The organism is Bifidobacterium choloepi (assembly GCF_010667615.1).
Lineage (GTDB): Bacteria > Actinomycetota > Actinomycetes > Actinomycetales > Bifidobacteriaceae > Bifidobacterium > Bifidobacterium choloepi.
On record NZ_VYSG01000002.1, the window covers coordinates 185,847 to 211,660 of the forward strand.

16 protein-coding genes are annotated in these 25,814 nt (G+C 67.3%); 14 read left to right on the plus strand and 2 right to left on the minus strand.

Features of this window, described 5'->3' with window-relative positions:
• The first annotated feature begins 129 nt into the window (after positions 1-129).
• The 5 genes from F6S87_RS05950 (at position 130) to F6S87_RS05970 (ending at position 12,048) form a co-directional block, all read left to right on the plus strand.
• The gene (locus F6S87_RS05950; protein WP_163227739.1) at positions 130-1,449 is read left to right on the plus strand and encodes an MFS transporter; all 1,320 of its coding nucleotides are present in this window, start codon (positions 130-132) and stop codon (positions 1,447-1,449) included.
• Positions 1,450-1,506: 57 nt separating this feature from the next.
• Complete coding sequence (locus F6S87_RS05955) at positions 1,507-6,426, plus strand: DEAD/DEAH box helicase (protein ID WP_163227740.1); 4,920 nt, start codon at positions 1,507-1,509, stop codon at positions 6,424-6,426.
• 107 nt (positions 6,427-6,533) lie between these two features.
• On the plus strand, positions 6,534-7,655 hold the full coding sequence (locus tag F6S87_RS08760; RefSeq protein ID WP_163227741.1) for a GRP family sugar transporter: 1,122 nt from the start codon (positions 6,534-6,536) through the stop codon (positions 7,653-7,655).
• A gap of 36 nt (positions 7,656-7,691) precedes the next feature.
• Complete coding sequence (locus F6S87_RS05965) at positions 7,692-9,017, plus strand: alkaline phosphatase family protein (protein ID WP_163227742.1); 1,326 nt, start codon at positions 7,692-7,694, stop codon at positions 9,015-9,017.
• A gap of 187 nt (positions 9,018-9,204) precedes the next feature.
• Positions 9,205-12,048 carry a DNA gyrase/topoisomerase IV subunit A gene (locus tag F6S87_RS05970; RefSeq protein ID WP_163227743.1) on the plus strand — a complete coding sequence of 948 codons (2,844 nt, stop codon included), beginning with the start codon at positions 9,205-9,207 and terminating at the stop codon, positions 12,046-12,048.
• A gap of 130 nt (positions 12,049-12,178) precedes the next feature.
• Here the strand turns inward: F6S87_RS05970 and sepH are convergent, their stop codons facing one another.
• On the minus strand, positions 12,179-13,678 hold the full coding sequence (gene sepH / locus F6S87_RS05975; protein WP_163227744.1) for a septation protein SepH: 1,500 nt from the start codon (positions 13,676-13,678) through the stop codon (positions 12,179-12,181).
• A 289-nt stretch (positions 13,679-13,967) separates the two neighbouring features.
• Between sepH and F6S87_RS05980 the strand changes: the two genes are divergently transcribed.
• The 4 genes from F6S87_RS05980 (at position 13,968) to F6S87_RS05995 (ending at position 17,950) form a co-directional block, all read left to right on the plus strand.
• Positions 13,968-14,261: a DUF4193 domain-containing protein gene (locus F6S87_RS05980; protein ID WP_163227745.1), complete on the plus strand. Its 294-nt coding sequence runs from the start codon at positions 13,968-13,970 to the stop codon at positions 14,259-14,261.
• A complete protein-coding gene (dut, locus tag F6S87_RS05985; RefSeq protein WP_163227746.1) occupies positions 14,261-14,740 on the plus strand; it encodes a dUTP diphosphatase in 480 nt (159 codons plus the stop codon). Before F6S87_RS05980 ends, dut begins: the two co-directional genes overlap by 1 nt.
• Positions 14,741-14,894: 154 nt before the next feature.
• The gene (locus F6S87_RS05990; RefSeq protein ID WP_163227747.1) at positions 14,895-17,303 is read left to right on the plus strand and encodes a RelA/SpoT family protein; all 2,409 of its coding nucleotides are present in this window, start codon (positions 14,895-14,897) and stop codon (positions 17,301-17,303) included.
• A gap of 110 nt (positions 17,304-17,413) precedes the next feature.
• Positions 17,414-17,950 (plus strand): peptidylprolyl isomerase, encoded by a 537-nt coding sequence (locus F6S87_RS05995; RefSeq protein ID WP_163227748.1) that lies wholly within the window; start codon positions 17,414-17,416, stop codon positions 17,948-17,950.
• A gap of 275 nt (positions 17,951-18,225) precedes the next feature.
• Here the strand turns inward: F6S87_RS05995 and F6S87_RS06000 are convergent, their stop codons facing one another.
• Positions 18,226-19,059, minus strand: coding sequence for a Cof-type HAD-IIB family hydrolase (locus F6S87_RS06000; RefSeq protein ID WP_163227749.1), 834 nt, complete (start codon positions 19,057-19,059; stop codon positions 18,226-18,228).
• Between the two features lie 589 nt (positions 19,060-19,648).
• On the opposite strand from F6S87_RS06000, the gene F6S87_RS06005 reads away from it, so the two are divergent.
• The 5 genes from F6S87_RS06005 to F6S87_RS06025 all read left to right on the plus strand — a co-directional run bounded on the left by F6S87_RS06005 (position 19,649) and on the right by F6S87_RS06025 (position 25,791).
• Positions 19,649-20,662, plus strand: coding sequence for a MetQ/NlpA family ABC transporter substrate-binding protein (locus F6S87_RS06005; RefSeq protein WP_163227857.1), 1,014 nt, complete (start codon positions 19,649-19,651; stop codon positions 20,660-20,662).
• Between the two features lie 44 nt (positions 20,663-20,706).
• Positions 20,707-22,041 (plus strand): methionine ABC transporter ATP-binding protein, encoded by a 1,335-nt coding sequence (locus F6S87_RS06010; protein ID WP_163227858.1) that lies wholly within the window; start codon positions 20,707-20,709, stop codon positions 22,039-22,041.
• Between the two features lie 3 nt (positions 22,042-22,044).
• Entirely contained in the window at positions 22,045-22,749 is a 705-nt protein-coding gene (locus F6S87_RS06015; RefSeq protein ID WP_163227750.1) for a methionine ABC transporter permease, read from the plus strand.
• Positions 22,750-22,824: 75 nt separating this feature from the next.
• Positions 22,825-24,069, plus strand: coding sequence for a M20 metallopeptidase family protein (locus F6S87_RS06020; RefSeq protein WP_163227751.1), 1,245 nt, complete (start codon positions 22,825-22,827; stop codon positions 24,067-24,069).
• A gap of 21 nt (positions 24,070-24,090) precedes the next feature.
• Positions 24,091-25,791, plus strand: a complete 1,701-nt coding sequence (locus F6S87_RS06025; protein ID WP_163227752.1) for an NAD+ synthase — start codon at positions 24,091-24,093, stop codon at positions 25,789-25,791.
• Positions 25,792-25,814 lie beyond the last annotated feature (23 nt).

Sequence of the window (25,814 nt, forward strand, 5' to 3'; positions counted from 1 at the left end):
CCGTCCGGCAATCCATGGTGGCGGGTCTCCCTATAATCGTGGCTATTCAGAGAGATTCGACACGACGGCCCCGGCTCCGGCATATTGCGCCGTCGCGTCCCGCTTCGTCACGCACCCCAATGGAGGATCATGGCCAGTCTGCTCCTTGCCGTCATCTACCTGGCATTCATTTCGCTTGGTCTGCCGGATTCGCTGCTCGGCTCCGCATGGCCGACGATGAGCATCTCGCTCGGCGCGCCGCTGAGCTGGGCCGGCGGCATCTCGATGACGATCTCCGCCGGCACGATCGTCTCGGCGCTGCTGTCGGACAGGATGACGCTCAGGTTCGGCGCCGGCAAGGTGACGGCCTGCTCGGTGGCGCTGACGGCGCTCGCATTGTTCGGCTTCTCGATCGCGCCGAACTACTGGGTCCTCATCCTGCTGGCCATCCCGTACGGCCTCGGCGCCGGCGGCGTCGACGCGGCGCTCAACAACTACGTCGCCGTCCACTACGCGAGCCGTCACATGAGCTGGCTGCACAGCATGTGGGGCCTCGGCGCGCTCGTCGGCCCGTACATCATGAGCTACGCGATCGGCGCCGACCAGGGCTGGCAGTGGGGCTACCGCTACATCGGCATCATCCAGATCGTGCTGACGGCCGTCATCGTCTTCTCGCTGCCGCTGTGGAAGAATCGTTCGGCGGCCACGATTCCCGCGTCGCAGACGGCCGCGCAGCCGGACATGTCCGACGACGCCGGCGTCGTCGCCAGGGCCGGCGAGGCCACGGCGGCCGCCCGGGCCAACGTCGCCGACGACGCGGCGACGGCTCCGTACGTGACCGCCGGCGACACCGGTGCCGACCCGTCGCCGGCCAATCCGGCGAAGCCGCTCGGGTTCCGCGCCGTCTTCCGGCTGCCGGGCGCCCCGGAAATCCTGCTGATGTTCTTCTGCTACTGCGCCGTCGAGCAGACGACGATCCTGTGGGCGAGCACCTACATGGTCCACGCCGACGGCTTCGACGCGGCGACGGCCGCCCAGTACGCGAGCCTGTTCTTCATCGGCATCACCGTCGGCAGGATGCTGTCCGGATTCCTGACGATGAAGTTCCCCGACTGGACGATGATCCGCATTGGCCAGGCGCTGCTGCTCGTCGGCGTGCTGATCATGGTGCTGCCGCTGCCGGGCACGTGGAACTCGCTCGTCGCGTTCGTCGTCCTCGGCTTCGGCTGCGCGCCGGTCTATCCGTGCATCATCCACTCGACGCCCGGCTACTTCGGCGCCGACAAGTCGCAGGCCATCGTCGGCATGCAGATGGCGTTCGCCTACGTCGGCACGCTGGCGATGCCGCCGCTGTTCGGCCTGATCGCCCAGTACGTCAGCGTGCGCCTGCTGCCGTGGTACATCCTGCTGTTCACGATCCTGATGATCGCCATGCACGAGACGCTGCGCCGCAAGCGGGCGGCGCAATAGATTTCGCTCCTGTCGTGACACGACAGGAGCGAAATTGTCCATGATAGAATAGAACACATGTTCGAATGGATGGACGGATTCATGCAGGCGACGCGCGACTGGTTCGCGCGTCGCTTCGGTTCGGCCACCGAGGCGCAGCGCCTCGCGTGGCCTGCCATTCGTTCCGGCAAGCACGTGCTCGTCATCGCGCCGACCGGTTCCGGCAAGACGCTGGCGGCGTTCCTGTCGGCGATCGACCGGCTGATCCGGGAGAAAACGCCCTCCGGCGACGGGGAGAGCGCGCAGGCCCGGGGCGCCGCGCGCGCGAAGCGCCGGAAGAAAGGCGTCAAGGTCCTCTATGTCTCGCCGCTCAAGGCGCTCGGCGTCGACGTCGCGAAGAACCTCGAGACGCCGCTCGACGGCATCCGGCACGAGATCGAGCAGACGGAAGGCAAGGACGCCGTTCCGGACATCGCCGTCGCGATGCGCTCGGGCGACACGACGCCGAAGGAGCGCGCCGCGATCGTCCGCAATCCGCCGGACATCCTCGTTACCACGCCCGAATCGCTCTACCTGATGCTGACGTCGAAGGCGCGCTCGACGCTGAGCACCGTCGAGACGGTCATCCTCGACGAAGTCCACGCCGTCGCCGGCACGAAGCGCGGCGCGCATCTCGCGCTGAGCCTCGAACGGCTCGACGACCTGCTGGAAACGCCGGCGCAGCGCATCGGTCTGTCCGCCACCGTCAATCCGGTCGGGGAGGCCGCGCGGTTCCTCGGCGGCGACCGGCCCGTCGAGATCGTCCATGCCGCCGCGCCGGCGGCCATGGACCTCAAGGTCGTCGACCCGGCCGACCGGCTGCCCGACAGCGGCCGCCGGAAAGCCCCGAACGATTCGCCCGGCATCGGCACATCCGAAATCTCGGGTGTCACGCCGGCCATGCGACGCCTTGCCGAACGCAAGGATCGCAAGTACCTGCAGGCCGACACCGAACACGACTCGCTGTCGGCCGTGAGGAGCGACGACGGCGACGGCAAGCCGGCTTCCGTCTGGCCCGACATCCAGCGCAGCGTCCTCGACGAAGTCATGAAGCACAGGACGACGCTCGTCTTCGTCAACTCGCGCGGCCTCGCCGAACGCCTGACCGCCCAATTGAACGACCTCTACGCCGCCCGCAGGCATCCCCGGGAAGAGAAGGGGGCCGCTTCGCTGGATGACGTATATGACCGCGTACTCATGGGGGACGCCGAAGGCACTCGGGGACTTGGGAAACAGACCTCCAGTTCCGGCACGATCGACCAGTCGGATGGTCCCGACGAGCCGCGACACCGGCGCAGCTCATACGGGTCCACGAGCATGCTGGTCGGCGGTCCGGCATCGCTGGATCCCGACGACGTCATCGCGATGGCGCACCACGGCTCGGTGTCCAAGGACCGGCGCAAGCAGATCGAGGACCAGCTGAAGCGCGGCCAGCTGCGATGCGTCGTCGCGACGAGCAGCCTCGAACTCGGCATCGACATGGGCTCCGTCGACCTCGTCATCCAGATCGCCCCGCCGCTGTCGGTATCGTCCGGCCTGCAGCGCGTCGGCCGCGCCGACCACCAGGTCGGCGGCGTCTCGCATGCGCTCGTCTATCCGCTGACGCGCCAGCAGGTCATCGGCGCCGGCACCAGCGTCGAATGCATGATGGACGGTGCCATCGAACCGCTGCACATGCCGGCAAACGCGCTCGACGTGCTCGCCCAGCAGACGGTCGCGGCCGCCGCCATCGAACCGGTCAACGTCGACCGCTGGTATGCGACGGTGCGCAGGTCCGCCCCGTATGCCAACCTGCCGCGCGACGTCTATGATTCGGTGATCGGCATGCTGACCGGCGCCTACGCCTCCGAAGACTTCTCGGCGTTCAGGCCGCCGCTGATGATCGAGAAGGAAACCGGCATGCTCTCCGGCCGCCCCGGCGCCCAGCGACTCGCCGTCACCAGCGGCGGCACGATTCCCGACCGCGGCATGTACACCGTCGTCTTGCCCGAAGGCGACGGAGGAGGCTCGAAGGGGCCGCGACGCGTCGGCGAACTCGACGAGGAAATGGTGTACGAATCGCGTGTCGGCGACATCATCACGCTCGGCACGTCAAGCTGGCAGATCCAGGAAATCACGCGAGACCGCGTTATCGTCACGCCGGCTCCGGGACGCAGCGCCCGCTTGCCGTTCTGGCACGGCGACGGCGACGGACGCGACTACCGCTTCGGCCTCGCCCAGGGCCAGTTCGTCGCGGCCGTCGGCGCCGGCCTGACGACAACGGGTTCCCCGGCCACGTCCGGCCATGGCGGGAGGGGACAGGACGCGAACGAATCGTACCTGACGCCCGAACGGCCGACCTTCACGCCGGCCGTCCTGACCCGGCTGCGCGGCGACGGCCTCGACGACAATGCCATCCGCAACCTCGCCGCGTTCCTCGCCGACCAGCAACGCAGCACCGGTGTCATTCCCGACGCCACGCACCTCGTCGTCGAACGGACCCGCGACGAGGAAGGCGACTGGACGATCGTGCTCCATTCGCCGTTCGGCCGGCGCGTCCACGAACCGTGGGCGCTCGCGATCAACGCGCGCATGCGCCAACGCTACGGCTTCGAACCGCAAATCTTCGCCGCCGACGACGGCATTGTCATGAAAGTGCCGGACGGCGACGGCACTATCGACGTCGCCGGCCTGGTCAAGTTCGACCTTGACGACCTGCAACGCACCGTGCAGGAACAGGTCGGCGACTCGGTGCTCTACTCCGCACGGTTCCGCGAAATCGCGGCGCGCTCGCTGTACATGCCCCGCATGAACCCGGGCAAGCGCGTGCCGCTGTGGCAACAGCGACTGCGCGCGGCACAGCTGCTCGCCGCCGCACGCACGCAGAAGAACTTCCCGCTGCTGCTCGAGACCACGCGCGAATGCCTGCAGGACGTATACGACGTGCCGGCATTGCGCGAGGTCATGGAACGGCTCAATGCCGGCACCATTGCGGTGACCGACGTCGTCACCGAAACGCCGAGCCCGATGGCCGAACAGCTACTGTTCGGCTTCGTCGGATCGGTCATGTACCAGTACGACGTGCCGCAGGCCGAACGCAACTCGCAACTGCTCTCGATGGACCCCGGCATGCTCGAGAAGCTGCTCGGCACCGCCGACTACGTCACGGTGCTCGACGAACAGGCCATCGATGCCGTCGCCAGGCAGCTGGCGGAACGCACATTCTGGAACGAGCTCGCCGCCGACGACATCGCCGGCCGCGTGGCCCGCTACGCCAAGACGCACGGACCGTTCACCGTCGCCGGCCTGCTCGAGGACGAAACCGCCGCCGGCACGCCGATCGACGCCGAACAGGTCGTGCGCGCGCTCGACCGCATGAAGGAATCCGGCACGGTCCTGACCGGCCGCTTCGACGGACGACTGCCCGAAGGCGTGGACCAGTGGGTGCACGAGGACGTCTTCAAGCGCATCAGGACAAAGTCGCTTGCCGCCGCACGCGCCGCCGTGAAACCAGTGAAACCCGACGCCTACCAGCGCTTCCTGCTCGAGTTGCAGGGCGTCGGTCCGGTCGGCGCCGAACAGCGCGACGGCCTCGACGGGCTGATGGCCGTCATCGAGCAGCTCGAGGGCGTCGCCCTGCCGGTCGACGTCTGGGAACGCGCCGTGTTCCCGGCCCGCGTGCGCGACTACATGCCGATGATGCTCGACGAACTCGTCATGTCGTCCGACGTTGTCTGGGTGGGGGAGTCGGACGCGAAGACCTCGCCACGACAGGGCGCGACGGTCAGCTTCTATCCGGCCGACTCGCCGCAACTGGCGGCACGGCGCAAGATTGCGATCGCGAACGCCGTCGACGGCGGACTGACCATCGAGCAGGTCATCGTCGACCAGCTGGCCGGTGGCGGCGCCTATCAGGCATCGCAGCTGGAACCGGTGGTGAAGTCGACATGGCTGGCCTCGGCCGAACCGCTCATCGACGAGAAAACCGGCGAGATCGTGCCGCCGTACTGGAGCGGAGCCGCCTTCGAGGAGGCACTGTGGAACCTTGTGTGGCAGGGGAGCGTGACGAACTCGTCGTTCGCTGTCGTCCGTGGCCGCGGCGCCGCACAGTCCGGCGCGGCGCGCACTGGCGCAAGGACGGTCCGGGGCGGCATGACGGGACGCAGACGGATGCGTGCCGCCGTGCCATTGCGTCAGCCGGCGACGGCCGGCGGCTTCTGGTCGCTTATCCCCGCCGCGCCGGCCGGCGATGCCGGCAGCGGCAACGACGGTAATGATGACAACGACGGTAACACTGCCGACTTCACTCCCGAGCAGGTCGCCATCGACGAGGTCGAGCTGCTGCTCGACCGGTACGGCGTCGTCGCCCAGCCGATCGTCGAGCAGGCCGGCATTGCCGGCGGATTCTCCGCCGTCTATCCGGTCCTCAGGCGCATGGAGGAACGCGGCCTTGTCGTGCGCGGCATGTTCGTCGACGGATTCGGGGCGGCCCAGTTCGCGGCGAAGGACACCGTCGACGCGCTGCGCGCCGTCGCCGCCACGGCCGGCCACGCCGCCACGGGCGGCAGCCAGTCGCGCTTCGGTTCGGCCGCCGTATCCGCGGGCGTCACGACAGTGACGCTGAGCACCGTCGACCCGGCCGTCGTCTGGGGCGGGGCCGTCAGGTGGCCGGACGCGGTCAGCGAATCGGCCGCGAAACCGATGCGCAAGGCCGGATCGTTCGTCGTGCTGCGGCACGGCGAGCCAGTGCTTGTCGCCAACGTCAAGGGCAAGAAACTCGTCGCGTTCACCGACGTCGACAGCCTGCTCAACCAGGCCGCGGGCGAACTCGCCTACATGCTGCAACGCAACGCCGGCGCCGGCCCGGTGACGTTCTCGGAAGCCAACGGCGAGGCGATCGGTGTCGCCTCGCCGCTCTATCACCCGTTGCGCGCCGCCGGCTTCACGCCCACGCCGCAGGGGATGAAGCTGTACCGGTAGCAGGGAAAGGATCGATACCCCCGTGCTCGCCTTGGGCGCATGAATCGTCGCAACGCGGTCTTACTGTCCTACGCTGGGAAAGAAGACCGGCGAAAGGAACCACGGCCATGGGAATGACGATTGCGCTGCTGTCCGCGCTGTTCATCGGCTCGACGAGCGTGGTGGCGACGAAGATCGGCGGCAAGGCCACGCAGCAGTCGCTCGGCATGACCGTCGGCGCCGTCATCTTCGGCATGCTGACCGCGCTCCTCTTCGTCTGGCCGCGCGCCGGCCTCGGCTACGTGTTCAATCCGCGCATCTGGCTCGTCGGCTTCGTCTCCGGCCTGTTCTGGTCCGTCGGCCAGATCGGCCAGTTCACCGCCCTGAAACCGCTCGGCGTCTCGATCGCGATGCCGATCTCGACGGCAGGCCAGGTCATCGGCAACGCGCTGATGGCGGCGATCGTGCTCGGCGAATGGACAACGGTGCGCGTCTGGATCGTCGGCCTCGTCTCGATCGCCCTCGTCACCGTCGGCGCCGTCTGCACGTCGGCGCAGCCCAAGTCGAAGAGGCAGCGGCTTGCCGACCAGGCGCTACTCAACTCCGAACTGCCGGCCGCCGACGCCGTCACCGACCTCGGCGCCGACCCGACCGCCACCAGCGCCATCACGTCGCCGACCAGCCCGGCCGCCCCGAAGATCGTCTCGAAGAAGGACTTCCGCAAGGGCCTGACGGCGATCGCGATCTCGACGGTCGGCTACATGCTCTACTTCGTCTTCCCGAACCTGCTGCACAAGGTCGGCTTCATCGCCAACAGCGTCTACGACGCGCCGAACGGCGACGGTCTCTACTACATGACGTCGATCGTGCTGCCGCAGTCGTTCGGCCAGATCGTCGGCGTCCTCGCGATCATGGGCGCCATGAACTGCCTGATGAACCGCCGCGCCGGCCGGCCGGTGTCGCCGGTCGATCCCAACGACCGGTTCTTCGTGAAGAAGACCTGGCAGAACATCGCCAGCGGCCTCGTCTGGGCCGTCGGCAACGTCTGCATCTTCATCGCCTGCGCCAGCCCGTCCGTCGGCCAGGCCATCGCGACGACGTTCTCGCAGCTCGGCGTCATCGTCGCGACGTTCGGCGGCATCGTCGTCCTGCACGAACGCAAGACGAAGCGCCAGATGATCTTCATCGTCATCGGGTGTCTCCTCCTCGTCGCCGGCGCCATCCTGATGGGCCTGTTCACGTCGAAGTAGCGTCGCCGACGTCACGGGCGGTGGTTCAATGGAAGCATGATCATCGAGATGCCGGAAGTGGAAACGTTGCTGTCGTTCGTGCCGACCGCCCAGTATGGCGACCGGATCGACCCGGAGAGACCGAGCGACGTTCCCGGGCGGCTGCCGGCGGCGACGACGGCGCCGCGCGGCGGCGCGCTGCACCTGTCGAGCGTGCTGCCGGCCGTCTCGTCGGCAATCGGCGCGCCGGTGACGACGGCCGTCCACCGCGACCCGGCGGCGCTGCAGTCGGTGCTCGGGCTGCCGGACGCCGGTAACGGCGCCGCGATCGTCGTGCTCGTCGACGGACTGGGCTACTGGAACCTCGTCGACCGGCTCGGCCACGCGCCCTACCTGCGCTCGCTGATGAACGATTCGTCCAACCGCAGGCCGATCTCGACCTGCTCGCCAAGCACGACGGTCGCCGCGATGGCGACGTTCGGCACCGGCACGTGCCCCGGCCTGACCGGCATGACCGGCTACACGCAGCTCAACCCGACGACCGACGCGATCTGCCAGCTCATCCAGTTCCGCGGCGCGCCGGACCCGGCCGACCTGCAGCGCCAGCCGACCGTCTTCGAGCAGCTCGACAGCCTCGGCGTGCGCGCGACGAGCGTGGGCCTGATGAAGTTTGCCCGCTCGCCGCTGACGACGGCGGCGCTGCGCGGCGCCCGCTACATCGCCGACGAACGGCCGATGCAGCGCGTGAAGAAGGCCGCCGAATCGGCCCGGCAGCCGGGCCTGACCTACCTGTACCTGCGCGACACCGACAAGGTCGGCCACGCCGAGGGATGGCTCAGCGAGAAATGGGTGGCGGCGTTCGAGAAGACCGACGCGCAGCTGGCCGCGCTGCGCCGCCTCGCGCCGAAGGGCACGCTGATCGTCATCGTCGCGGACCACGGCATGGTGATGACCGATCCGGCCGCGCGAATCGACATCGCCGCCGAACCCGAGCTGATGCGCGGCGTGCGCCTCGTCGGCGGCGAGCCGCGCTGCGTGGCGCTGTACGCCGAGGAGGACGAGAGCGCCGACGAGATCGCCCACCGCTGGAAGCGGCGCCTCGGCACACGCGCCTGGGTGCGCACGAAGGAGGAGATCGTCGCCTCCGGATTCTACGGGCCGATGCTGCACCGCACGGCCGAGGTCGTCGGCGACGTCGTCGTCTGCGCCGGCATCGACGACGAGGCGGCTGGCCGGCCCGGCGCCGACGGCACGCCCGGCAACGGCGTCGTCACGATCGTCGACAGCCGCACGCAGACCGAGCAGGCGATGGCGCTGCCGAGCGTCCACGGCAGCCAGACGATGACGGAAATGGACATTCCCTGCCTCGTCGACATGGCCTGATCGCCGGCGCCGCCGCGCGACGGCCGGCGAAACGGCGCGACGAGGGGCGTCGCCGGCTGGCTGGTAATATAGGGACAGTATTCGAATGGATGTTCGAATGAATGGTCACGATTCGTCCGGGCGAACGAGCCGGACGGACGAATCGTGACTGTTGACGAACCCGTCGGCACCGAGTAACAGGAGAGACATGGCAGCAGCACGTCGCAAGAAGTCACACGCCGCTTCCTACGACCCGAGAACGGTCAGGGAAAACATCGTGGAGACGCCGCTCAACGAGGAAATGAGCAAGTCGTTCCTCGAATACGCGTATTCGGTGATCTACGCCCGCGCGCTGCCGGACGCGCGCGACGGCATGAAGCCGGTGCAGCGACGCATCGTCTACCAGATGGGCGAAATGAACCTGCTGCCCACCCGGCCGTACATGAAATCCGCCCGCGTGGTCGGCGAGGTCATGGGCAAGCTGCACCCGCACGGCGACTCGGCGATCTACGAGGCGATGGTCCGCCTCGCCCAGCCGTTCGCGATGAGGTTGCCGCTCGTCGACGGCCACGGCAACTTCGGCTCGCTCGACGACGGGCCCGCCGCCTCCCGATACACCGAGGCGAGACTCGCGCCGGCGGCGCTCGCGATGAACGCCGACATCAACGAGGACACCGTCGACTTCACGCCGAACTACGACAACAAGCTCAAGGAGCCGAGCGTGCTGCCGGCCGCCATCCCGAACCTGCTCGTCAACGGCGCCTCCGGCATCGCCGTCGGCATGGCGACGAACATGGCCACGCACAACCTCGGCGAAGTCGTCGCCGCGGCCAAGTACGTGATGAAGCACCCGAACGCCACGCTCGACAAGCTGATGGAATTCGTGCCCGGCCCGGACTGGCCCGGCGGCGGCACGATCATCGGCCGCGACGGCATCCGCGACGCCTACGAATCCGGCCGAGGCACCGTCACGACGCGCGCCCGCACGCATGTCGAGAACGTGACGGCCCGCAAGAAGGCGATCGTCGTCACCGAACTGCCGTACATGGTCGGCCCCGAACGCGTGCTCGAACGCATCTCCGACGGCGTCAAGAACCACAAGCTCGAGGGCATCAGCGGCGCGATCGACCTGACCGACCGGCACAACGGCACCCGCCTCGTCATCGAGATCAAGACCGGCTTCGACCCGAACGCCGTCCTCGTCCAGCTGCTGCGCCACACGCCGCTGCAGGAGAACTTCACGATCAACAACGTCGCGCTCGTCGACGGCCGTCCGCACACGATGGGCCTGCGCGAAATGCTCGACGTCTGGATCGGCCACCGCCGCGACGTCATCCGCCGGCGCAGCGAATTCCGTCGCAGGAAGGCGCTCGAGCGGCTGCACCTCGTCGAGGGCATGCTGATGGCGATGGTCGACATCGACGAGGTCATCCAGGTCATCCGCACCTCCGAGAACGCCGACGCCGCGAAGACCCGGCTCATCCAGGTCTTCGACCTCGACGACATCCAGGCCCAGTACATCCTCGACCTGCGCCTGCGCCGACTGACCAGGATGAGCCGCATCGAGCTCGAGGCCGAACGCGACGACCTCAAGGCGAAGCTCGACGAACTCGACGTCATCCTCTCGTCCGACGAGGCGCTCGACGCCGTCGTCGTCGACGAAATGGACAAGGCCGTCGCCGAATACGGCACGCCGCGGCGCACCGTCATCCTCGAGGCCGACGAATCCGGCGCGATGGCGCCGGTGAAGATTCGCGGCTCCCGCGCCGTCTCCGACGAGGCGCTCGTCGCCGCCCGCGCCGCCGACACGCTGTCGAGCACGGCCGCCGACGTCGACGCCGCCCGCAAGGCCGCCGCCAGGGCCGCGAAGAACGGCGAGACCGGCGCGACCGACGGTGCCGGGGCGCCGGGACTGCTGTCGGCGCTCGCGATCGACGACGAACCGTGCGTCGTCGCGCTGTCAGCGAGCGGCCTGATCGGACGCATGCCGGCCAGTGCCCTCGACGCGCTGCACCAGCGTTCGACGGCGACGAAGCGCACGTCCGATGACGTGCCGCGCTCGGTCTTCGCGACGACGACCCGCTCGACCTACGCACTGATCACGTCGAAGGGCAGGCTCGTCCTCGCGCACGCCGTCGACCTGCCGAACCTCGTCGACGGCGTCGACGCCGGCGGCTCGGCAGGCGCGCTGTCGCTGACCGGCGGCATCAGGGCCGACGAACTGCTCGCCGGCACCGAAAGCACCGGGCCGATTCGCGGCGAACACGTTGTCGCCGCCGTCCCGATGACGGCCGCCGGGGCGGCCGACCGGAGTGACAACCGCGACGGGACGGACGATGACGGCAAGGCCGTCACGCTGGCACCGCTCGCGCTCGGCACCAGGCACGGCGTCGTCAAGCGCTGGAACCGCGAGGCGCCGACGACGATGGATTCGTGGAGCGTCATCGACCTCAAGGACGGCGACGAGGTGCTGTTCGCCGCCGACGCGGCCGACGGCGACCGGCTCGTGTTCGTCTCGTCCGACTCATCGTTGCTGACGTTCGACGCGAAGAACGTGCGCCCGCAGGGGCGCACGGCCGGCGGCATGGCCGGCATCCGCCTGGCCGAAGGCCGCGAGGCGATCACGTTCGCCGTCGTCCCGGCCGGCGAGATCGCCTGGAACGACGACGAAGGCGCGGCCGGAGTGGACGGTGCCGCCGACGGCACGGCGGACAGCGCCTCCGACGGTACCGAATCCGGCGACGACGCGCCCGCGATGTCGGGTGCCGTCGTGCTGACCGTCGCCGGTGACGCCGACGCGCTGCCCGGCACCGACAACGGCTCGGCCAAGGTCACGCCGTTCGCGCTGTACCCGACGAAGGGCCGCGGCACCGGCGGCGTGCGCTCGCAGCGCTTCCTCAAGGGACAGGACACGTTGCTGTTCGCCCACGTCGGCCCGTTCCCGTTGCTGGCCTCGACCGAGGGTGGCAAGCCCGTTGCGCTGCCGGCCGTCGACCCGCGCCGCGACGGCAGCGGCAGCGAGCTGGACGCCCCGATCGCCTGTGCCGGCTAGAAGGACTGGTCCGAGAACGAGGACCGGCTCCATGTTGATTCACAAACCCGGGCCATGAGCCCGGGTTTGTGAATCAACAAGCAGAAGACCCCGCCGAAGCGGGGTCTTCTGCTTGTGCCCATATGGCTGCTCAGCCGAAGATGATCTCGTCCCAACTGCGGAAGGCGTTGTTCTTCTTGGCCTTCTTCGCGGCGGCCTGCGCCGATTCGTTGACGGCGGGGAAGCCGTTCGTCGGCGTGCGCAGGTCGTCCTGGTCGATGACCGACGTCGTCTCGCCGTCGGCCGGCGTCGGCGTCGTCGCCGGCCGCAACGGCTGACGGTCATTCTGGCGACGCGAGCGTCCGCCGCCGGCGATCGCCGAGATCGAGACGTTCGGCGTGCGCTTGCGGGCCGCCTCGCGGGCATCCTCGACTTCGGCCTTCGGTGCCGCGCTGACGACGGCGTCGCCGGTACGGCCAGCGGTCGCCGCCGGAACATCGGCATCGGGGGAGGGAACGGCGACGAGCCGGTCGGAAGTCGGCGGAAAGTCCATCATGCCGTCATGCATGTCGTCATGGGCGGCCGCGTCATGGCCGCCGGCTTCGCGACCGTCGGCAGCATGATCTTCGGCCGTCGTCCCGGCCTGATCCATGTCGTCGGCGTTGGCGGCATCGGCAACCACATCGACGGCGTCGTCGTCCGGGTGGCCGGCGCCGTGGCCGTCACCGGCCACCGGGATTCCGGCGTCCGGAACACCGGTCGCGGCGGCGTCGCCGGCGACAGCCGCCGGGACTCCGCCATCGTTCACCTGGCCGCCATCGCCAGCCGGCGCCATGGCGACCTGTTCGCCGGATGGCCGGTCGGCGGGATCGCGCCTGCTTGCTTCCATGCGCAACGCGTCGCGCTCGGCGACGGCAGCGGCCGCCTGGTCGTGCCGCCACGACGACAAGGTCATCTCGATGCGCGCCGAATCGGCGGAGTTGCCGGGCAGGTTGAGCGACATCGGGAACGAGTCGTCGTCGGGCGCCGCCTCGGCCGCCTTGATCGCGGTGTTCTCGGACGGAATGAACTCGCCGAGCAGCACGCTGGCCGCGTTGTTCTCGCAGACGACGGCGTTGTCGCGCATGTTCCACGACCAGCGCGCCACGACGGGCCGGCCGTTCGACTCGAACGTCGCCGAGATCTGCCACGGTTCCAGCCCGCGGCGCGTGGCCGCCCAGGACACCGAGGCCGGCGCCACCTGCGCGGCGGCCAGCGTGTTTTCGATGAGCTGGGAAATCGTGTGCATGTGGCTCTCGCGCGGCGCCCCGACATGGAGGAACTGGTTGATCGCGTACTGTTTCTCCGCCTCGACCGACGTCGAGAATCGTCGCACGATCGCCTCGCTCAGGCTGTATTTCGCGGCGACCTGCTCGGTCGTCGCGCCGGCCCGGATCAGCGACTGGATCTGCGAGATCGGCAGCGGCTGCGTGCGCTGCGCCGGCGCCTCGTCTTCCATTCGTTCGGACAAGATCTGCTTGGCCTCGAGAATAGCGCGTTCGAGTTCGTCGTCGACGGTGACGACGGCGTTCCGACCGTCGACGGTGAATACCAGCTGCCCCTCGCTGCTGACATGATCGAAACGGGCCACGTGGTCCGACTCAGCTGCCATGGCATTCCTCTTTTCACGGTGACAATATTGAACCAGTGTACACGCGGGTGGAGTGTCGGACTGTACGGATGTTGGAAATCGTGTATCCTATGCGGGGAAAATACCATACCATTTGTCGCTATCCGCGCTAAGGTTGGGGAATTCTCCGACGAGAATGCCAAGGACTTGGGTTGGTTGGAACCAGCCGACCGGACTCGGGGACGAGAACGATTCCCGCGCGGGAATCGTGCGCGATCATCCGGGCGAAGAACAGGAACAGCAGCCAGGGAACGAAACGAAAGGAATCGCCATGGCACAGGATTATGACACGCCGCGCAACGCCGACGAGGACGAGGAGTCGCTGCAGGCGCTGAGCAAGGGCAACCAGGATGCCAGCAACGGCATGGACGACGACGAGAACGCCATCGCCGAGGACTACGAGCTGCCGGGCGCCGACCTCTCCAACGAGGACGCGTCGGTGACCGTCGTCCCGATGCAGGGCGACGAGTTCATCTGCGCCGAGTGCTTCCTCGTCAAGCACCGCAGCCAGCTCGCCTACACGAACGAGGACGGCCAGCCCGTCTGCGAGGAGTGCGCCGCCTGATGACGTTCGATCCGGCATACAACGAACCAGAGCAGACCGAAGTCCTCGTCAAGTCGCTGGACCCGGCGTTTCCGGCGCGGCTGCGCTACGCGCATGCCGGCGACGCCGGCGCCGACCTCGTGACGACGGTGGACGTGACGCTCAAGCCGTTCGAACGCGCGCTCGTGCCGACGGGCGTCGCGATCGCGCTGCCGGCCGGCTACGTCGGGCTGGTTCATCCGCGCTCCGGCCTCGCCGCGAAGCAGGGCGTGACGGTGCTCAATGCGCCGGGCACGATCGACGCCGGCTACCGCGGCGAGATCAAGGTGCCGCTGATCAACCTGGATCCCGAGCACACCGTCGTGTTCCATCCGGGCGACCGCATTGCGCAGCTCGTCGTCCAGCGCTACGTCGAGGCCAGGTTCGTCGAGGCCGACGAACTGCCGGGATCCGACCGCGCCGAGCGCGGCTTCGGCTCCACCGGCGTGCGTTCGGCCTGAGCCGGACGGCCCGCCGGCGCCGTCGTCCCGTCCGGTTGGGTTCCAGCTGTCCGGACGGCGTATGATGGGAACAATCTCGCCGTGAGGTCCGCCCGGCGGGAGCGGGTGGCCCGCGCGTCCGGCGACGCGACGGGCGGCAGGAGGAGGCAAGAGGATGACCGCACAGCAGGACGAGATGCAGCCTGCCCACATGCTCGGGTGCGAGATCAGCGAGAACGCGCTCGATCCGCTGCTGCCGATCCTCAAGACCTGTCAGGCCCACAATCCCGACGACGACATGTCGATCCTGCAGCGCGCCTACCGCCGTGCCGTCAGGCAGCATTCGACACAGCGCCGCAAGTCCGGCGAACCGTACATCATCCATCCGCTCGCCGTCGCGCAGATCCTCGCCGACCTCGGCATGGGACCGATCGTCGTCGCCGCCGGCCTGCTGCACGACACCGTCGAGGACACCGACTACACGCTCGAGGAATGTCGCGCCGAATTCGGCGACACCGTCACCGGCCTCGTCGACGGCGTCACCAAGCTCACGAAGATGGACTATGGCGACTCGGCACAGGCCGAGACGATCCGCAAGATGGTCATCGCGACGAGCCGTGACGTGCGCGTCCTCGTCGTCAAGCTCGCCGATCGTGTCCACAATGCCCGCACCTGGCGCTATGTCAAGCCGTCGAGCGCGCAGAAGAAGGCCCGCGAGACGCTCGACGTCTACGCGCCGCTCGCCAACCGCCTCGGCATGAACGCCATCAAGACCGAGCTCGAGGAACTGAGCTTCAAGGTCCTCTATCCGAAGATCTACAACGAGATCGTCATGCTCGTCTCGCGCCGCGCCGGCCAGCGCAGCGTCTACCTCAAGCAAATCCTGGCCGAGATCAACGAGGATCTCGAGGACCAGCACATCCACGCCACCGTCACCGGCCGCCCGAAGGACTATTTCTCGATCTACCAGAAGATGATCGTGCGCGGCCACGATTTCTCCGACATCTACGATCTCGTCGGCGTGCGCATCATCGTCGACACGATCCAGGACTGCTATGCGGCGCTCGGCGCCGTCCACGCGCGCTGGTCGCCGGTGCCGGGCCGGTTCAAGGACTACATCGCGATGCCGAAGCTCAACATGTACCAGAGCCTGCACACGACGGTCGTCGGCCCCGGCGGCAAGCCGGTCGAGATCCAGATCCGCACGTGGGACATGCACCGCAAGGCCGAGTTCGGCATCGCCGCGCACTGGAAGTACAAGGAAAACGGCCAGGCCGGCCGCGCGCTGTCGACGCCGGACAAGCAGGACAAGAAGCGCGGCGACGAACTGGCGCATGAATCATCCGACCGCCAGGGCCTGACGTCGGCCGACAATCTCAAGTGGATCCAGCAGCTCGCCGACTGGACGAGCGAGACGCCCGACTCCGACGAGTTCCTCGGGTCGCTCAAGGAAGACCTCGGTGCCGCCGAAGTCTATGTCTTCACGCCGAAGGGCAAGATCGTCTCGCTGCCGAAAGACGCCACGCCGGTCGACTTCGCCTACGCCGTCCACACCGAGGTCGGCCACCGCACGATGGGCGCCCGCGTCAACGGCCGACTGGTGCCGCTCGACACGAAGCTCGAGAACGGCGACACCGTCGAGGTGCTCACCAGCAAGTCGGAGACGGCCGGCCCGTCGCGCGACTGGATGGACTTCGTCAAGAGCCCGAAGGCCCGCAACAAGATCCGCCAGTGGTTCAGCAAGGAACGCCGTTCCGAGGCGATCGAGGAAGGCCGCGACGAGCTGACGCGCGCGATGCGCAAGCGCAACCTGCCGATCCAGGCGCTGCTGACGAACGAGGCGATGATCGGCGTGGCCGACGACCTCGGCCTGTCGAGTCCGGACGTCGTCCTCGCGGCGATCGGCGAGGGCCAGATTTCCACGCAGAACGTCATCTCCCACCTGGTCAAGGACGCCGGCGACGACGAGGTGTCCGAGGAAGCCGAACGCGAGATGCTGCCGCTGCGCGTTCACTCGAACTCGAGCGTCTCGAGGTCCGGCACGAACTCGACCGGCGTGACCGTCAAGGGCGTCTCCGACGTCTGGACGAAGCTCGCGCACTGCTGCATGCCGGTGCCCGGCGACGCGATCGTCGGCTTTGTCACGCGCAGCGAGGGCGTCTCGGTGCACCGCATCGACTGCATCAACATGATCAACCTGAAGCGCCGCCAGCCCGAACGCGTCGTCGAGGTCGAATGGGCGAGCTCGAAGGGCCTGTTCATGGTGCGCATCCAGGTCGAGGCGCTCGACCGTCCGCACCTGCTGAGCGACGTCACGCGCGTGCTGTCCGACCACGGCGTCAACATCCTGTCCGGCACGATCTCGACCGGCGCCGACCGCGTGGCCACGAGCCAGTTCAGCTTCGAGATGGCCGACCCGCAGCATCTCAACTCGCTGCTCGCCGCCATCCGCAAGATCGACGGCGTCTACGACGTCTATCGCCTGACCGGCGCGAAGGAGGACGCCCAGCCGAAGCTGCGACGGTTACGCCAGCGCGCCCGCGAATCGCGCGCCGACCGCCGCCAGGAGCCGAAGACGCACTGAATCGTTCTCGTAGGCACCACTGTCTCCGTGGTCGCCGGCTTGCGCCGCCGCTTCGGCCCTGCGACATTTCTCCGGCCGGTCACGGGGACGGTGTGGTAGGCTGGCGCTCCATGAGCACTATTATCATGCACACCTCCGAAGGTGATATCAAGATCGACCTGTTCGACGACAAGGCGCCGCACACCGTCGAGAACTTCCTCGGACTGGCGACCGGCAAGAAGCAGTGGACCGATCCGTTCACCGGCCAGCCGTCGAATGAGGAATTCTACAACGGCCTGACGTTCCACCGCGTCATCAAGGACTTCATGATCCAGGGCGGCTGCCCGCTCGGCAACGGCACCGGCGGCCCGGGCTACGACTTCGACGACGAGATCGATCCGTCGCTGTCGTTCGACCGTCCGTACCTGCTGGCGATGGCGAATGCCGGCCTGCGCCGCGGCGCCGACGGCAAGATCCACGGCACGAACGGCTCGCAGTTCTTCATCACGACGGTCCCGACGCCGTGGCTCGACGGCCACCACACGATCTTCGGCGAGGTCGCCGACGACGCCTCGAAGAAGGTCGTCGACAAGATCGACTCCGTCGCCACCGGCCGCAACGACATGCCGCTCGAGCCGGTCATGATCGAGTCGATCGAGCTCGTCTGACCTCCCCTTGACTCCCTCCTTGGAGGGAGTCGAAAATCCCGTAGGGATTTTCGGTGGGAGTTCGCGAGTGGGCTGGAACGTGACATTTTCCCGAGAAACGTCACGTTCCAGCCCACTTGCGAACTACGCTTCGCGGCGATGCCGCTACGCTACTCCCACCGGCTCGGCTACGCCTCGCCGACCTTCCTGTGAGTTTGGACTCGCCTTCGGCGAGGCTCATCATTTGCTCGCTGTCGCTCGCCTTCGCCTACAAACAGCCCACAGGGCTGTTTGCTTCACGGCTCAACCTCTGAAGAGGGAGTCTCCTGGAGCACGTCGAAATGCTTCAGCGCATTCATGATGCCGTCGTCGTCGACGGCATCGGTCACGTAGTCGGCACGCTGCTTGACGTCGTCGCCGGCGTTGCCCATCGCGACGCCGATCGCGGCGGCCTCGAGCATCTGGATGTCGTTGCCGCCGTCGCCGAACGCGATCGTGGCGTCCATGCCGAAGCCGAAATGACGGGCCATCTGCCGCATGCCGAAGCCTTTGCCGCCGTTGTTGTTGATCATGTCGTAGAAATCGGGCGCCCACTGCACGCCGACCAGGTTGTCGGACAGCGCGACGAGCTCGGCTTCCTGCTCGGCGGAAATGTACGGCGAGAACTGGAAGAGCTCGTGGCCGGCGGCCGTCCTGGCGCGCGCGTCGTCGAAGAAGATCCTCGGCGCCGTCTTGCCGAGCGACTTCCACGACCGCTCGAGCTGCTCGTTCGCATGGTTGAAATACGCGTAGTCCTTCTCGCAGTAGCTGACGACGACGTCGGGATGGGCGTCCATCCAGTCGAGCGCGACGGCGACGTCGTGATCGGACAGCGGCTCCTTGTGGATGAGATTGAAGTCGCCGTCGACGCAGTACTGTCCGTTGACGCAGACGAAGCCGTCGAACCTCACCGGAATCATGTCGATGATGACATCGAGGAACGCCGGCGCGCGGCCCGAGCAGATGAAGATCTTCACGCCGCTGCTCTTCAGTTGCCGCAGCGCCTCGATCGTCGACTCCGGCACGCGATGCGTCTCGAAGCTCGTCAGCGTTCCGTCGATGTCGAAAAACGCCGCCTGGATAGCCGTCATGGTTCCCCTTCACTTTGAACGATTCTTCCGTAGCCATCCTACAGCCGAACAGCAACCTGACCACGGAGGGAGGAAGGACGGCGGAGAACTGTTTCTCGAGCGTAGGCTTGGCCGAGCGGCCTCGAGCGTCTCGAGAAACAGTTCTCCGCCGTCCTTCCGGTCACGGCTGCACTACTGGGAGCGCAGCGAATCTCCGACCCCCTACGCGATCACTGGCGCGACTCCGGGCACTTCTTAGAACGTGCCATAGAAAATGGCGATGACGGCGCAGGCGTGTGGCGGTTGCATCTTCCGTAGGGTGGTGCCCAACGCCGCAACGGCGAGAGAACCGACAGGCCACAGAGAGAGGAATGGGCCATGATCGACAACGACCCGGTACCTGCTGGCCGGTTATTGTCGCCCGGGGTGCCGGGCGACAATAACCGGCCATAGAAAAAAGTTATAGAGGTTCGGGGGAGGATCGGCTGGGCAAACCGGACGACCGGCCGTACAGTAATAGAGTTTGCTTGGCCAACGCGGCCCCGGACGGGGAACGGCGGCCGGCACCGAGCGAAGAATGGAAAGAAAGGCCTGAATGACTGCGCAGCCAATGCCCAACGGCACTTCCGGCGGCGGACGCGATCCGCGCTACCCGCTGGACACCTCCAATCCGGTCCGCGTCTATCACGGCAGGCGCAACGCCATCATTGCCGTCGTTGCCGTGCTCGTCATCGCGGCGCTCGCGATCGGCATTCCGTGGGTGATGAACCGCGACAGCCACGCGGCCGAGAAGGGCACGGCCGGCAACCCGGTCGTCATCGGCGTCGTCGGCGCGACCGACCCGCAGTGGGTCGAGTTCAAGAAGCAGGCCGAGGCGCAGGGCCTCTACGTCCAGATCAAGGACTTCCAGGACTACACGTCCGAGAATCCGGCGCTTGCGGCCGGCGACCTCGACATGAACGAGTTCCAGCACCTGCTCTACCTCGCGAACTACAACGTCTCGGACAACCAGGACCTGCAGCCGATCGGCGGCGTCGCGATCTTCCCGCTCGGCGTCTACTCGCAGATGGATTCGGACGGCAACCCGGTCTACACCGACATCTCGCAGATTCCGGAAGGCTCCACGGTCGCCATTCCGAACGACGAGACGAACCAGGCCCGCGCGATCGGCGTGCTCAAGGCCGCCGGCCTCGTCACGCTGAAGAACGAATGGACGGCGTTCTCGATTCCGCAGGACATCGACGAAAGCGCCTCGAAGGTCAAGGTCGTCGCGATGAAGGCCGAGCAGATCGCCAACTCGCTCAAGTCAGACCCGACGATCGCGGCCGGCGTCATCAACAACGACTATGTCGCCGACGCGGGCCTGTCCGCGAAGGACGCCATCTACCAGGACGACGCCGAGTCGGAGGAATCGCGCCCGTACATCAACGTCTTCGTCGTGCGCGCCGACGACGTCGACAATCCCGTCTACCAGAAGGCCGTCGAGATCTTCCAGAGCGACGCCGTGCTCGAGAAGCTGCAGGAGAATTCCGACGGCACGGCCGTGTTCGCCAACAACTTCACCACGGCACAGCTGCAGCAGTATCTCAAGGACATCGAGCAGGACGTGAGGGACAACCAGTGAACCAGATCAAGGCACGCGAGGCCGTCGAGGCGGCGGCCGGCAGGATCGCCGTCGGCGAGCCGATCATCGAATTCGACCACGTCGTCAAGCAGTACAAGGCCGCCAGGAGCGGCAGGAAGGGCGCGGCGGCGCCGAAGGCCGTCGACGACGTCAGCCTGACGATCAACAAGGGCGACATCTTCGGTATCATCGGCTACTCGGGCGCCGGCAAGTCCACGCTCGTGCGCATGATCAACGCGCTCGAGCAGCCCACCAGCGGCACTGTCACCGTTCTCGGCGAACGGATCTCGTCGATGTCGGAAGGCAAGCTGCGGCCGTTCCGCCAGAAGATCGGCATGATCTTCCAGCAGTTCAACCTGTTCTCGACGAAAACCGTCGCCGACAACATCCGCTTCCCGTTGAAGCTCGACCACTGGCGCGAGGACTACCAGGAACAGCGCGTGCGCGAACTGCTCGACTTCGTCGGCCTGTCCGAGCATGCCGACAAGTATCCGTCGCAGCTCTCCGGCGGCCAGAAGCAGCGCGTCGGCATCGCCCGCGCGCTCGCCACGAACCCGCAGATCCTGCTCGCCGACGAGGCGACAAGCGCACTCGACCCGGAGACGACAACCGAGGTGCTCGAACTCCTCAAGCGCGTCAACGAACAGCTCGGCGTCACCATCGTCCTTATCACCCACCAGATGAACGTCGTCCAGCAGATCGCGAACCGCGTCGCCGTCATGTCGGCCGGCAAGGTCGTCGAGCGCGGCGACGTCTACGACGTGTTCGCCGCGCCGAAGGAACCGATCACCAAGCGGTTCATCGCGACGGCGATGTCCGGCCTGCCGGACGAGCAGCGCGTCGCCGAGATGCGCAAGCAGTGGCCGGGCCGCATCGTCACCGTCGTCATCCGCCAGCACGACATCGTCGACGGCGACGGCAAGCCGCTCATCACGGCGTCGGGCCAGAACATTTCCGACCTGATCGCGAAGTTCGGCGTCACGTCGAGCCTGCTGTACGGCGGCATCGACACGGTGCGCGGCATCGCGATCGGCGCGATCACCTACGAATTCAGCGGCGACCAGTCGCACGTCGACGAATTCCTCGCCGCGCTCGCGAAGGACAGCGACGTCGTCGACTTCGGCACGAAGGAACAGCCGGTGCCGTACGCCGAGGCCGTCGAGAAGGCCGGCATCGCGACGCCGGTCATGTCGCCGGACAACGCCGACGGGGACGATCCGCACGATGCGGACGATTCCGCCATCATGAACGATTCCGTTGCCACGGACGAATCGTCCCGGCTCAAGGCCGACTGGAACGACCTCGAACAGGTCGACGACATGGTCGACGTCACCGACCCGCGCGCCCTCGAGGCACGCAGCGAAGAGGAGAGGCAGTAACCGATGACCAATACCCTCATTGCCGACGGCACCGTCACGCTCGCCAGCCGCACCGACTGGAGCGTCTTGAAGCCGATCCTGTGGCAGTCGATCGGCCAGACGCTCGAGATGGTCTGCATCACGCTCGTCGTCGGCGGCATCCTCGGCCTCGTGCTCGGCGTGTTCCTCTACGGCACGCGCCCCGGCAACCTGTTCGAGAACGCCGTCGTCTACCGCATTCTCGACATCATCGTCAACATCGTCCGCCCCATCCCGTTCATCATCTTCCTCGCTGCGATGCAGCCGGTGACGATCGCCGTCATCGGCACGTCGATCGGCACGTCGGCGGCGATCTTCCCGATGTGCGTGATGTGCACGTTCGCGACGAGCCGACTCGTCGAACAGAACCTCGTGCCGGTCGATCCAGGCGTCATCGAGGCGGCCCGCTCGATGGGCGCGTCGAAACTGCGCATCATCTGGTCGGTGCTGATCCCGGAGGCGCTGGCGCCGCTCATCCTCGCCTACGCGTTCCTGTTCATCTCCGTCCTCGACATGTCGGCGATGGCCGGCTACATCGGCGGTGGCGGCCTCGGTAACTTCGCCATCGCGTACGGCTACCAGAAGTTCGACCAGACGGTCACGTGGACGGCCGTCATCATCATGATCGTCCTCGTCCAGGTCGTCCAGGCCATCGCGAACGCGATCGCCAAGCACCTGCTCAAGCGGTGACCACAACAGGACGATTTTGCCGACGCGACTCCCTCTCCGGAGGGAGTCGCGTCGTTTAGGGGGTATAACGGTATTATGACAGTACGCATTCCACTCACCCCCGAGCTGGAGGGGATCCGGCATTACCTGCACGAGCATCCGGAACGTTCGTTCCGCGAATTCAACACGACGACCTACCTGAAGAAGCTGCTCAGGGACCACGGCAACATCGTGATCAGGGACGATCCGATGAAGTCGGGCCTCGTCGCCGACATCGTCGGCACGAAGCCGGTCGCCGACATCGTCGAGGACGGCACGGCCGCCAGGGACGCGGACACGATTCCCGCGACGGAAGCGACGCTTGACAGGAAGACGAAGGCCGGCCATCCGGTCGTCGGCCTGCGCGCCGACATCGACGGGCTGCCGGTCACCGAACCCGAACACAACAACCCCGTCTCGCTCAACGAGGGCGTCATGCACGCCTGCGGCCACGACATCCACATGGCGTCGCTGGTCGGCGCGGCGTTCTACCTGGCCGACCACACCGACGACTTCGCCGGCACCGTGCGGCTGTTCTTCCAGCCGGCCGAGGAAACCGGCGAGGGCGCCAAGCACATGATCGCCGCCGGACTGACCGACGGACTCGACGTCATGGTCGGCACGCATAACAACCCGAACTACAAGCCCGACCAGGTCGCCGTCGGTGTGGAGCCGATGATGGCCGGCTGCATCAAGTTCAACGTGACGCTGACCGGCACCGGCACGCACGGCGGCTATCCCGAGAAGGGCAGGAGCCCGATCGAGGCGATGGCGTCGATGGTGCTGTCGCTGCAGACGATCGTCTCCCGCAACGAGACGCCGTTCCATCCGCTCGTCGTCTCCGTCACCGCGGTCCACGGCGGCGACGTCTGGAACGTCATTCCGCAGGAAGCCGGCTTCCAGGGCACCGTGCGGTATTTCTATCCCGACGACGGCCGCATGGCCGGCGCGCGCTTCCGCTCGATCGTCACGCAGACGGCCGCCGCCTACGGCATCCACGCCGACATCGACTGGGAAGACCTGCAGGAACCGGTCCAGTCGGACGCGAAGCTCGCCGAGATCATCGCCGACGACGTCCCGTCGTACGCGCGCATCGCGCCGATCCGGCCGTCGATGGCGGGGGAGGACTTCATCGAGTACTCGCACCGTTGCCCGGTCGTCTTCGCGTTCATCGGCTCGAACGGCACGGCCAACTGCGCCGACTGGCACAGCCCGGCCTTCCTCGGCCTCGACGCCTCGGTCGCCACCGGCGCGAGCTTCTACGCCAACGCCGCGCTACGGCTGCTCGAGGTGCTCGCGTAGCGTCGGCGTTACACTGGACGCATGACTCAAGTACGCTTTGCACTCGCACAGATGGACACCTGCGTCGGCGACCTCGACGGCAACGCCGACCGCGTCCTCGACTTCGCGCGCCGGGCCGCGGCCGGCGGCGCGCAGGTCGTCGCGTTTCCGGAGATGACGCTGACCGGCTATCCGATCGAGGACCTCGCGCTGCGCGCCACGTTCCGCCGCGCCGCCTGGCAGACGGCCTCCGAGCTCGCCACGCGGCTGGCCGGCGACGGACTGGCCGACCTGTTCGTCGTCGTCGGCACGATCGGCACCGACCACGAGACCGGCAAGCCGCGCAACCGCATGATCGTGCTGCACGACGGCGTCGTCTGGGCCGGCTACGACAAGCATTTCCTGCCGAACTACGGCGTCTTCGACGAATTCCGCATCTTCTCGGCCGGCGACAAGTCCGTCGTGCTCGAGATGGCCGGCATCAGGGTCGGCGTCGCGATCTGCGAGGACATCTGGCAGGACGGCGGCCCGGTCGCCGACCTCGCGGCGAAGGACATCGACGTCCTGCTGACGATCAACGGCTCGCCGTACGAGGAAGGCAAGACGCACGTGCGCCGCGACCTCGCCGGCCGCCGCGCCGCCGAAGTCGGCGCGCCGCTCGTCTACGTCAACCAGGTCGGAGGCCAGGACGACCTCGTCTTCGACGGCGGCAGCTTCGTCGTCGACGCCGACGGCACGCTGCTCGAGCGCTCGCCGATGTTCATGGAGGACCTGTCCTTCTTCGACTACGATTCGGACCTCCCGAAGCAGGTCCCCGGCACGATCGCCGCCGACCCCGACCCCGACGAGGAGGTCTACACGGCCTGCGTGCTCGGCCTGAAGGACTACATGGCCAAGAACGGCTTTACGAAGGGTGTCTGCCTTGGCCTGTCCGGCGGCATCGACTCGGCGCTCGTCGCCGCGATGGCGGCCGACGCGCTCGGCGGCGGCGACCGCGTGTACGGCATCTCGATGCCGAGCATGTACTCGTCCGACGGATCGAAGGACGACGCCGCCGACCTGGCCCGCAACCTCGGCGCGCACTATGACGTCCAGCCGATCGAACCGCTGTTCGTCGCCTTCCAGAAGCAGCTCGACCTCGACGGCGTGGCCGCCGAGAACCTGCAGGCCCGCATCCGCGGCGTCATCGTCATGGCCTACTCGAACTCGAAGGGCCTGCTCGCGCTGGCCACCGGCAACAAGAGCGAGCTGGCCTGCGGCTACTCGACGATCTACGGCGATGCCGTCGGCGGCTACGCGCCGATCAAGGACCTGCTCAAGACGCGCGTCTGGCAGCTTGCCCGCTGGCGCAACCGCGCCGCGGCGGACGGCGTCGGCATCGGCGGCCTGAAGATCGTCGGCAACGAGGGCGGCTGGAAGGGCCAGCCGGTCGACGGCGACGTCATTCCGGTCAACTCGATCGTCAAGCCGCCGAGCGCCGAACTGCGCCCGGGCCAGAAGGACTCCGACTCGCTGCCCGAATACGACCTGCTCGACCAGGTCCTCGAGGCCTACATCGAGCACGCGCATGGCAGGGCGGACCTGCTCGCCGACGGATTCGACCCGGACACCGTCGACACCGTCATGCGGCTCGTCGACCGCGCCGAATGGAAGCGTCGCCAGTATCCGCTCGGACCCAAGGTCACCGCGCTCGCCTTCGGCCGCGACCGCCGCCTGCCGATCACGTCGATGTTCCGCGAGTAGGATGAATCGTATCGATTGCTCAA

Excerpts from the sequence above, each read along its gene's own strand:
- F6S87_RS05950 (WP_163227739.1), top strand. The coding sequence starts at position 130 with ATGGCCAGTCTGCTCCTTGCCGTCATCTACCTGGCATTCATTTCGCTT.
- F6S87_RS05955 (WP_163227740.1), top strand. The coding sequence starts at position 1,507 with ATGTTCGAATGGATGGACGGATTCATGCAGGCGACGCGCGACTGGTTC.
- F6S87_RS08760 (WP_163227741.1), top strand. The coding sequence starts at position 6,534 with ATGGGAATGACGATTGCGCTGCTGTCCGCGCTGTTCATCGGCTCGACG.
- F6S87_RS05965 (WP_163227742.1), top strand. The coding sequence starts at position 7,692 with ATGATCATCGAGATGCCGGAAGTGGAAACGTTGCTGTCGTTCGTGCCG.
- F6S87_RS05970 (WP_163227743.1), top strand. The coding sequence starts at position 9,205 with ATGGCAGCAGCACGTCGCAAGAAGTCACACGCCGCTTCCTACGACCCG.
- sepH (WP_163227744.1), bottom strand. The coding sequence starts at position 13,678 with ATGGCAGCTGAGTCGGACCACGTGGCCCGTTTCGATCATGTCAGCAGC.
- F6S87_RS05980 (WP_163227745.1), top strand. The coding sequence starts at position 13,968 with ATGGCACAGGATTATGACACGCCGCGCAACGCCGACGAGGACGAGGAG.
- dut (WP_163227746.1), top strand. The coding sequence starts at position 14,261 with ATGACGTTCGATCCGGCATACAACGAACCAGAGCAGACCGAAGTCCTC.
- F6S87_RS05990 (WP_163227747.1), top strand. The coding sequence starts at position 14,895 with ATGACCGCACAGCAGGACGAGATGCAGCCTGCCCACATGCTCGGGTGC.
- F6S87_RS05995 (WP_163227748.1), top strand. The coding sequence starts at position 17,414 with ATGAGCACTATTATCATGCACACCTCCGAAGGTGATATCAAGATCGAC.
- F6S87_RS06000 (WP_163227749.1), bottom strand. The coding sequence starts at position 19,059 with ATGACGGCTATCCAGGCGGCGTTTTTCGACATCGACGGAACGCTGACG.
- F6S87_RS06005 (WP_163227857.1), top strand. The coding sequence starts at position 19,649 with ATGCCCAACGGCACTTCCGGCGGCGGACGCGATCCGCGCTACCCGCTG.
- F6S87_RS06015 (WP_163227750.1), top strand. The coding sequence starts at position 22,045 with ATGACCAATACCCTCATTGCCGACGGCACCGTCACGCTCGCCAGCCGC.
- F6S87_RS06020 (WP_163227751.1), top strand. The coding sequence starts at position 22,825 with ATGACAGTACGCATTCCACTCACCCCCGAGCTGGAGGGGATCCGGCAT.
- F6S87_RS06025 (WP_163227752.1), top strand. The coding sequence starts at position 24,091 with ATGACTCAAGTACGCTTTGCACTCGCACAGATGGACACCTGCGTCGGC.